Annotated in this window: 9 protein-coding genes and 1 pseudogene; all 10 read right to left on the bottom strand. The window is 49.8% G+C overall.

The genetic code is table 11. From position 1 onward, the window contains the following. Positions 1-372: 372 nt before the first annotated feature. The 10 genes and pseudogenes from ACPV3A_RS18835 to pabA all read right to left on the bottom strand — a co-directional run bounded on the left by ACPV3A_RS18835 (position 373) and on the right by pabA (position 8,274). Positions 373-910, bottom strand: a pseudogene (locus tag ACPV3A_RS18835) (hypothetical protein). Positions 911-1,069: 159 nt separating this feature from the next. Next, entirely contained in the window at positions 1,070-2,581 is a 1,512-nt protein-coding gene (gene lysS, locus ACPV3A_RS18830) for a lysine--tRNA ligase (protein WP_194540319.1), read from the bottom strand. Between the two features lie 310 nt (positions 2,582-2,891). Further along, entirely contained in the window at positions 2,892-3,368 is a 477-nt protein-coding gene (gene greA, locus ACPV3A_RS18825) for a transcription elongation factor GreA (RefSeq protein ID WP_009591919.1), read from the bottom strand. A gap of 210 nt (positions 3,369-3,578) precedes the next feature. Further along, positions 3,579-4,610 (bottom strand): tRNA dihydrouridine synthase DusB, encoded by a 1,032-nt coding sequence (gene dusB / locus ACPV3A_RS18820; protein ID WP_426200580.1) that lies wholly within the window; start codon positions 4,608-4,610, stop codon positions 3,579-3,581. Between the two features lie 225 nt (positions 4,611-4,835). Next, entirely contained in the window at positions 4,836-5,042 is a 207-nt protein-coding gene (locus tag ACPV3A_RS18815) for a helix-turn-helix domain-containing protein (protein ID WP_216535552.1), read from the bottom strand. Next, positions 4,994-5,542, bottom strand: coding sequence for a 2-amino-4-hydroxy-6-hydroxymethyldihydropteridine diphosphokinase (folK, locus tag ACPV3A_RS18810; RefSeq protein WP_426200579.1), 549 nt, complete (start codon positions 5,540-5,542; stop codon positions 4,994-4,996). The genes ACPV3A_RS18815 and folK overlap by 49 nt, the downstream gene beginning before the upstream one ends. 7 nt (positions 5,543-5,549) lie before the next feature. Then, a complete protein-coding gene (gene folB, locus ACPV3A_RS18805; protein ID WP_006207454.1) occupies positions 5,550-5,912 on the bottom strand; it encodes a dihydroneopterin aldolase in 363 nt (120 codons plus the stop codon). A gap of 39 nt (positions 5,913-5,951) precedes the next feature. Next, positions 5,952-6,812, bottom strand: a complete 861-nt coding sequence (gene folP / locus ACPV3A_RS18800) for a dihydropteroate synthase (RefSeq protein WP_426200578.1) — start codon at positions 6,810-6,812, stop codon at positions 5,952-5,954. Then, entirely contained in the window at positions 6,809-7,696 is an 888-nt protein-coding gene (locus tag ACPV3A_RS18795) for an aminotransferase class IV (RefSeq protein WP_426200577.1), read from the bottom strand. The genes folP and ACPV3A_RS18795 overlap by 4 nt, the downstream gene beginning before the upstream one ends. Next, the gene (gene pabA / locus ACPV3A_RS18790; protein WP_071221060.1) at positions 7,693-8,274 is read right to left on the bottom strand and encodes an aminodeoxychorismate/anthranilate synthase component II; all 582 of its coding nucleotides are present in this window, start codon (positions 8,272-8,274) and stop codon (positions 7,693-7,695) included. Before pabA ends, ACPV3A_RS18795 begins: the two co-directional genes overlap by 4 nt. Between the last annotated feature and the right edge of the window lies 1 nt (position 8,275).

Below are 8,275 nucleotides of genomic sequence, written 5' to 3'. Positions count from 1 at the left end.
TGACTTGCTCATTTCTTAACTGACGAGAATTTGTTCAATTCTCTATTTCAACGTCCCACCAAAGTGGTTCGTTTTACTCACTCGTTGTTCAGTTTTCAAAGATCAACTTCTTTGTTTGTCGCCAACAGCTTATCTCATTAGCAACTCTTATATCTTATCACATCCGCTCGATCATTGCAAGCTTTTTTTGAATTTAATTTTTCAAATTCATTTTGGCTTGTTGTCCCAAGCGTTTGTTTCGACCGTATTTCTTGGCCGGAAATATAATATACCATGGCATTCGCCGATATGCAACCCTTTTGAGTAAATTAATATTAAGGTAAAATAATACATTCATTTACTTACTATATACTAGAGATTCATTATCTCAACTTACCCCGCCTGCTTCTTAGGCCAGAAGGTATAACTGAAGCTATATATGAAGTCAATTCCCAAGATCACCGCCCATTGCAAGGCCATAGCCTTTAACTGCTCTGTTCGCGCTGGCTCCCCAACCACAAGGATCATAACACCAAGCAGCATAACTCCCTATCATCCACGCCAACACATGGCGATACCAACCCTGACGCTCACGCTTCGCGCGAGCCGACCCATATTTCGGGGCAGGCTCCGGTTTCTTGCCACCTGCAAATCGGTGAGCAAACCGGGCGTCCGCCCATTGGATCATCCGATGTCCAAAAGCAATCGTCACCCCGATATATACAGCCGCCAGCCCATGCATGAATCCGGCTTCCGCCCCGCCACGCAGATCTATAATGGTTACGGCTATCAACAATAAGTCGATGATCGGCGTACACAGCAGTAGTATTCCGCCCGTTCTTTTCAGCCCGAGCAGATATCTTGCGCTTAATCCTGCTAGAACAAATACCCAGAATAAAATCTCACATCCGATAATAAAAGCCCCAATCATTCCGCCAACCTCCTTTTTTAATACAGTTGTACCAAATAAATTTATCACAGCTTCCTTCTCTGAACAAGTGACAATCGAGAAGTTCAAACAAAAAAAGGCAGCCGACTATAGAAATCTATAGTCAACTGCCTCTTCAACCATCGATGATTGGAGCAAATTCTATTCCTTATTACGCATATGCGGGAACAGCAAGACATCACGAATGGACGGGGAATTCGTAAGAAGCATGATCAAACGATCGATCCCGATACCAAGTCCGCCTGTTGGCGGCATACCGTACTCCAGTGCACGCAAGAAATCCTCATCCATCTCGTGCGCTTCGTCATTGCCCTGTTCTTTTTCCTTCATCTGCGCTTCAAAACGCTGACGCTGGTCGATTGGGTCATTGAGCTCCGAGAAGGCGTTCGCGTGCTCACGCGCCACGATAAACAGCTCAAAGCGATCCGTGAACCGCGGATCCACGTCATTCTTCTTCGCAAGCGGCGAGATCTCAACCGGATGACCGGTTACGAACGTCGGCTGAATCAGCGTCTCTTCAACGAACTGCTCAAAGAACGCATTCAAGATGTGGCCGAATGTCATATGCGGCTCTACCGGAACTTTATGTTCTTTTGCAAGGCGATGCGCTTCCTCATTGGACATTTCCACACTGAAGTCTACACCTACAACTTCTTTTACCGCATCCACCATGGATACACGACGCCATTGTGGCGTCAGATCGACTTCGTGCCCTTGATAGGAAATCACTTGTGTACCCAGGACCTCTTGGGCAATATGTGCGATCATATTCTCGGTCAATGCCATAATATCCTTATAGTCCGCATAAGCTTCATAGAGCTCAATCATCGTGAACTCCGGATTATGACGGGTAGAGATCCCTTCATTCCTGTACACGCGGCCAATCTCGTACACTTTTTCCAGACCGCCCACGATCAGACGTTTTAGGTGAAGCTCAATCGCGATTCGCATATACAGCTCCATATCCAGCGCATTATGATGCGTAATGAACGGACGTGCCGCCGCACCACCAGCGATCGAATGCAACGTCGGGGTCTCCACTTCAAGATAGCCTTGTGAATCCAGGTAACGACGCATCGATTGGATAATACGGGAACGGGCAATGAAGGTCTTCTGTACATCTGGGTTGATAATCAGGTCGACATAACGCTGACGGTAACGGAGTTCCACATCCTTCAAACCATGGAATTTCTCAGGGAGCGGATACAGCGACTTCGAAAGAACCTCCAGCTCCTTTACCTTAATGGTGGTTTCACCGGTTTTGGTCTTGAACAAGACCCCTTTTACCCCGATGATGTCACCCAGATCAAGGATGCTGAATGCTTCATATTGCGCTTCTGCAATCGAATCCTGGCGAACATAGATCTGAATTCGGCCGCTCAAATCCTGAATATGAGCAAAAGAAGCCTTGCCCATGCCGCGCTTAGCCATAATCCGGCCGGCCAAGTTCACTTCCACCTGCTTCTCTTCCAGTTCTTCCTTGGAGAGCTCGTCATACTGCTTCAGAATATCACCTGCGTGATGTTCTCTTTCATATTTTCCGCCAAACGGATCGATGCCCAGCTTCCGAAGCTCGTCCAATTTGTTGCGGCGGATTTGCAAAAGCTCACTTAACTCCTGTTCTTGTTCTTGGTTATTCATTTCTTCCGTCATCGTCATTCATCTCCTTCATTTCACTTCCATCGTAATCCCCAACAGCACAAACGCCGCCACCTATAACATCCGGACAGCTCTTAAACAACTTGTACACATTCGGCTAGGACTTAACGGTAGGGCAGCCATTTCAAGACATGCCACTAACCCATTAAGCCCTCAACACAGCTTGCCTATTCAAAATAACCCCACAAAGTGGAGCCTATGCTACGATGCTTATCCCAAATACTTTGCGGGGACCCCAAAAAAATTATAAATTCTAATATGTTAAAAAAGCCCCCCGAAGGAAGCTTTCTATACACATTCCGACTTACTTCTTAATGTCTACAATTTTATATTGAATAACGCCCGCAGGAACGTTAACATCTACAACCGAACCTTTTTGCTTGCCAATAATCGCTTTGCCGACAGGACTCTCGTTAGAGATCTTGTTGTTCAGCGGATCCGATTCAGCCGTACCGACAATGGTATATTCCATTGTGTCGCCGAATTCCAAATCCTCCACGATCACCGTGTTGCCCACGCCGACTACATCGGTATTGATATCATCGTTGTTGATGATGCGCGCATTACGGAGCATTTTCTCCAGCGTTATAATCCGGCCTTCGATAAAGGCTTGCTCGTTCTTGGCGTCTTCATATTCGGAGTTTTCACTAATATCACCATAACCGATGGCAACTTTAATCCGCTCAGCCACTTCACGGCGTTTTACAGACTTCAGATTCTCAAGTTCGTCCTCCAGTTTCTTCAGACCGTCCTGGGTAAGAATGACTTCTTTATCGCTCATTAACCGATTCTCCTGTCATGTAAATAATTTAAACCACGGTATCAACATACTATATGCGAATTCTTGGGGATCAGAACTTCCCTCTGATGCCTGCTCAATTTCTTGAATTTATACTGAAAGATTATATGGGAACCATTTCAAAAAGTCAATGCGCGCAAAGGCTGTCACGAATGTCGCATACATGCACCCGTTAACAGCCTGCACCCCTAATTATCCCATCGCCGCAACGGCTTGAGGATATACACTTTTTGTCGATTCTTCTTGGTCCTCCAGATTGTTCACAAAGTTGTTCAGAAGGTTCACCATTTCGTCGCGCTTCGTTTCTTCCATAATGATATCTTTAATGCGGGCGGAGCCTTTCAGACCTTTCAGATACCACGCAAGATGCTTGCGCATTTCCCGTACCGCTACCGCTTCGCCGCGCAGAGCAATCAGACGGTCCATATGCAGAATGGCAATTCGGATTTTCTCCTGCGGAGCCGGATCCGACAGCAGCTTGCCTGTCTTCAGATATTCCACGGTTCGATACAGCATCCATGGGTTGCCCAGCGCCCCGCGGCCGATCATGACGCCATCGCATCCTGTCGTATCCAGCATCCGGCGAGCATCCTCCGGTGTCACCACATCGCCGTTACCGATAACCGGAATGGAGACGGCTTCTTTCACTTGGCGAATGATGTCCCAATCCGCGTATCCGGTGTACAGCTGCTCGCGCGTACGTCCGTGAACGCTGACCGCCTGACCGCCCGCGCGTTCGACAGCCTGTGCATTTTCGACAGCATAGATGTGATCACTATCCCAGCCTGTACGCATCTTCACCGTGACCGGTTTGTTCACGGCATCGACAACCGCCGCCACCATCTCATAGATTTTGTTCGAATCCAGAAGCCAGCGTGCACCCGCATCCATCTTGGTTACCTTCGGTGCAGGGCAGCCCATGTTAATGTCGATGATATCGGCATTGGTTTGCTGATCGACCACTTTAGCCGCTTGCACCAAGGATTCGCGGTCACCACCAAAAATTTGCAGGCTCAGCGGCTTCTCCCGCTCGTCGACGAACAACATCTCCTGGGTGCGCTTGTTCCCGTGTACAATGGCCTTGCCGCTCACCATTTCGGCGCAAACCAATCCGGTGCCGAATTCCTTAGCAATCAATCGGAACGCCGGGTTGCATACGCCAGCCATCGGCGCCAGAACCACTTGATTTTTCATCTCGATGTTTCCGATTTTCAACTTATCCATTTTATGTGTCACCCCTTTGTGTTCAGATATTTATAGTCGAAAGATCCCGGTTATCATGCAAGGGATCCCTGAGTTTCAAACCAAACCATCATACTCATTCATCGCGTTATCGTCCAGTCTGCAAAAATTACATGTTCTTGTAGATCGTATCCAGAAGCATCATCCTATATGAATGGCAGAGTTTGATGAAAAATAAACTTGCACCGGCTTCCCTATTTAGATGATCTAGCTCCGTTCCTTAAGCTCCTGCAATGAAATCTCCAGTACATCCGCTATCTGAGCCAGCATTTGCTCCTCGGCACGGCGGTTCCCCCGCTCAATCGCACCAAGGACGGCTAGTGAAATACCGGTTCGCTCAGCGAGGTCTTGCTGGGTCAAACCCTTTAATTTTCGGAAAGCGCGGATACGCTGCGCCAGCTGCTTGTTTTCCAAAGCTGTATTCCTTCCTTTCCTTCCAGGTTCTCAAGTGCTGCCTTCACCACAGGGTACAGACCTGAAGGTTCGAACTCATATACGATATCGGCCAGCGGTCTGAGCACAAAAGCCCGCTCCTGCATACGGGGATGCGGCAGTACAAGGTCCGGCGTATCCAGACGGCGCCCTTCCATCCATAGCAGGTCCAAGTCCACCGTCCGCGGCCCCCAATGAATATGACGGACCCGGCCGAGCTGCTTTTCAATTCGCTGCATTTCGGCAAGCAATTCATGAGGACTCAGCGATGTCGACACGGCTGCTGCCATATTAAGAAACATCGGTTGGTCCACGTATCCGACCGGTTCGGTCTCATACAAGTTGGATACGCGCTCTACCGTAATGCCGGGTACTTCATCCAGCCGTTCCAAAGCCTCCATCAGGTTACCTTCGCGGTCACCCAAATTGGCCCCTAAAGCAATATAAGCCTCTGAACACTCAGAGGTGGCGTGTGAATTCATGATTCTCTCACTTCCTGGTCCGGTGCAGCTCAATGGTCACACCTTCAAAATGAATGTCAAAAGGCGGGTGCGGCTTCGTCAATCGGACCGTTAAAGCATCGATAATAGTATAAGTGTCCAATACCTTAGATGCAATATGCTCCGCTAAAGCTTCAATCAGGCGGAACGACTCCGTCCGCATAATATCCAGCAAAAGATCATGAATCTCGGCATAATTTACCGTGAGCGTCAGATCGTCCGTCTTGGCGGCTTTGCTCAGATCCATCTCCAGCTCCAGATCCACATAGAATCGTTGTCCCAGCTTACGCTCTTCCTCAAACACGCCATGGTAGCCGTAATATTCCATGCGGCTCAGTATCATTTTATCCATCTCGTACTCCGTCCTTCCATCCTTTGTCCCAAGGAAAAATTATATGCTTCTAAGCTCTGTCGAAGCGTAGGTCATGGCATCACACATCTTCGCTGTCCGTTTCATATGCAGCACGTCATGCACGCGAACGATCTGGCAGCCCTGGGCAATCCCGTAAGCCACAGTGGCAGCCGTTCCTTCCAGCACATCCTGTGCCGGAGCGCCAAGCGCGGTCTGGATAAACCTTTTGCGGGAGGTAGCCAGCAGCACCGGAAACCCAAGCCCCACGAGCTGATCGAGGGATGCCATCACTTTCATGTTCTCATCATAGTCCTTCGCAAACCCGATACCCGGATCGAGTAAAATATGATGATCCTGCACGCCTGCAGCCCGCGCAATCTCGACACTTTTCAGCAAATCACGCTTTACGTCCTCGATAAGATTGGTGTAATTTCGATCGCGGCGATTGTGCATCAGGATCACCGGGCATCCGAGCTCTGCCGCTGTCTTAGGCATATCCGCGTCGTCTTTAAAGCCCCAAATATCATTAATGATATGAGCGCCCGCTCCAATTGCCTGACGCGCAACTTCCGCTTTATACGTGTCAATCGACAATGGAATATGCGGCGCGTGCCGGTGAATGGCTTCTATAACCGGGATTACCCGGGCAAGCTCCTCTGCGGCTCCAACCGGCTCGTGGCCCGGACGCGTCGATTCTCCGCCGATATCGATGATGTCGGCTCCCTCTTCCACCAGCTGAAGCGCGTGCTCGACGGCCCGCTCCGTATCGTTGTATCGACCTCCGTCCGAGAAGGAATCCGGGGTCACATTCAATATACCCATAATGAGCGTGGACTGACCGAGCTTTAACACAGCATCCTTGCTCAGACGAAATTCACGTTCGTAAATCGTTGTTTTCATGCCTTTTGCCCTGCTTTCCTTCTATATGCGCTCAGTAATGTACGGGTTATCGGACCGGCCAATCCTTGTCCAACGACTAGAGTCTCGTCCTCAGCTCCAATCAACGTCGTGACCGGAACAATCTCCTGCACAGAGCCTGTCGTAAATATTTCATCCGCTCCGGTAAAGAACTCCCAACTGTATCGGCCTTCTTCGGCTTCAATACCAAGATCGGCAGCCAACTCCAGCACCACAGCCCGGGTAATCCCTGGCAAAATGCCCGTTCCAACGTCAGGCGTATATAATCGACCCGATTTGACAAAAAAGACATTGCTGACAATGCTCTCTGCCACTTCCCCGGCCGCCGTTAGCATCAGCCCCTCTATTGAACCATTCGAGTGGCCGGGGTATCCGGCCAATTCCCGCTTTGCGAGAATATTGTTCATATAATGCAGAGATTTAAACCGAACCGATGATTCCGGTGTGTTACGCGGAAGGGACAACCTCCGCAAGGCTCTGCCTTTCTCGTAGAGCATTTCGTTTGCGGCCGGCAGCTCTTTGGCGAATAAAATCTCGGAAGGCTTCAAATAATCGCCAGCAGGCAAACCGAGCAATCCCTCTCCTGCCGTTACGGTATACCGGATATAAGCATCCTGAAGACCATTGGCCTCCATCAGTTCCGTTATCCAGCGGTTGATCCTCTCAGCATCCGCCCTGTGAACGATCCCGAGCTCCCGGCAGCTGTCCATGAGCCGGTTCAAGTGCCGCTCTATTAAAAAAGGCTTCCCCTCATAAGTGCGGAAGGTCTCGAATAACCCCATTCCGTACAGAAGGCCGTGATCCATTACAGGTATGACAGCCTCGGCAGCTTCAACGATGCCGCCGTTCATGCCAATATATTTCATGCTTTGGCGCCGGCCGTACGCTTCAGGAAATTGCGCAGCATCTGATGGCCATGGTCCGTAATGATGGACTCCGGATGAAACTGCACCCCTTCTACCGGATATTGTTTATGCCGCAGCCCCATGATTTCGCCCTCTTCGGTCCATGCGGTAATCTCCAGCTCATCCGGCAAGGTCTCCTTCTCAACGATCAGCGAGTGATAGCGCGTTGCGGTGAACGGAACTGGCAAGCCTTCGAAGACCGAGCCACCCGTATGCTGGATCGCAGATGTTTTCCCATGCATGAGGCGCTCCGCACGAATCACGTTGCCGCCAAAGGCTTGCCCGATCGCCTGATGGCCGAGGCAGACGCCGAAGATCGGAATGACACCCTTGAAATGCGAAATCACATCCAGACTGACGCCGGCTTCATTCGGCGTGCACGGTCCCGGCGATATCAGGATATGGTCCGGAGCCAACGCCTCGATGCCGGCGATGTCGATCTCATCATTCCGGTAAACCTTCACTTCCTCGCCGAGCTCACCCAAATATTGAACCAGGTTATACGTAAACGAATCATAATTGTCGATGACAAGTATCATG

It is taken from the genome of Paenibacillus sp. Dod16 (assembly GCF_049893405.1).
Lineage (GTDB): Bacteria > Bacillota > Bacilli > Paenibacillales > Paenibacillaceae > Paenibacillus_AQ.
Note: the sequence above shows the minus strand (reverse complement) of the source record. Positions and strands in the feature narration are given on the sequence as shown.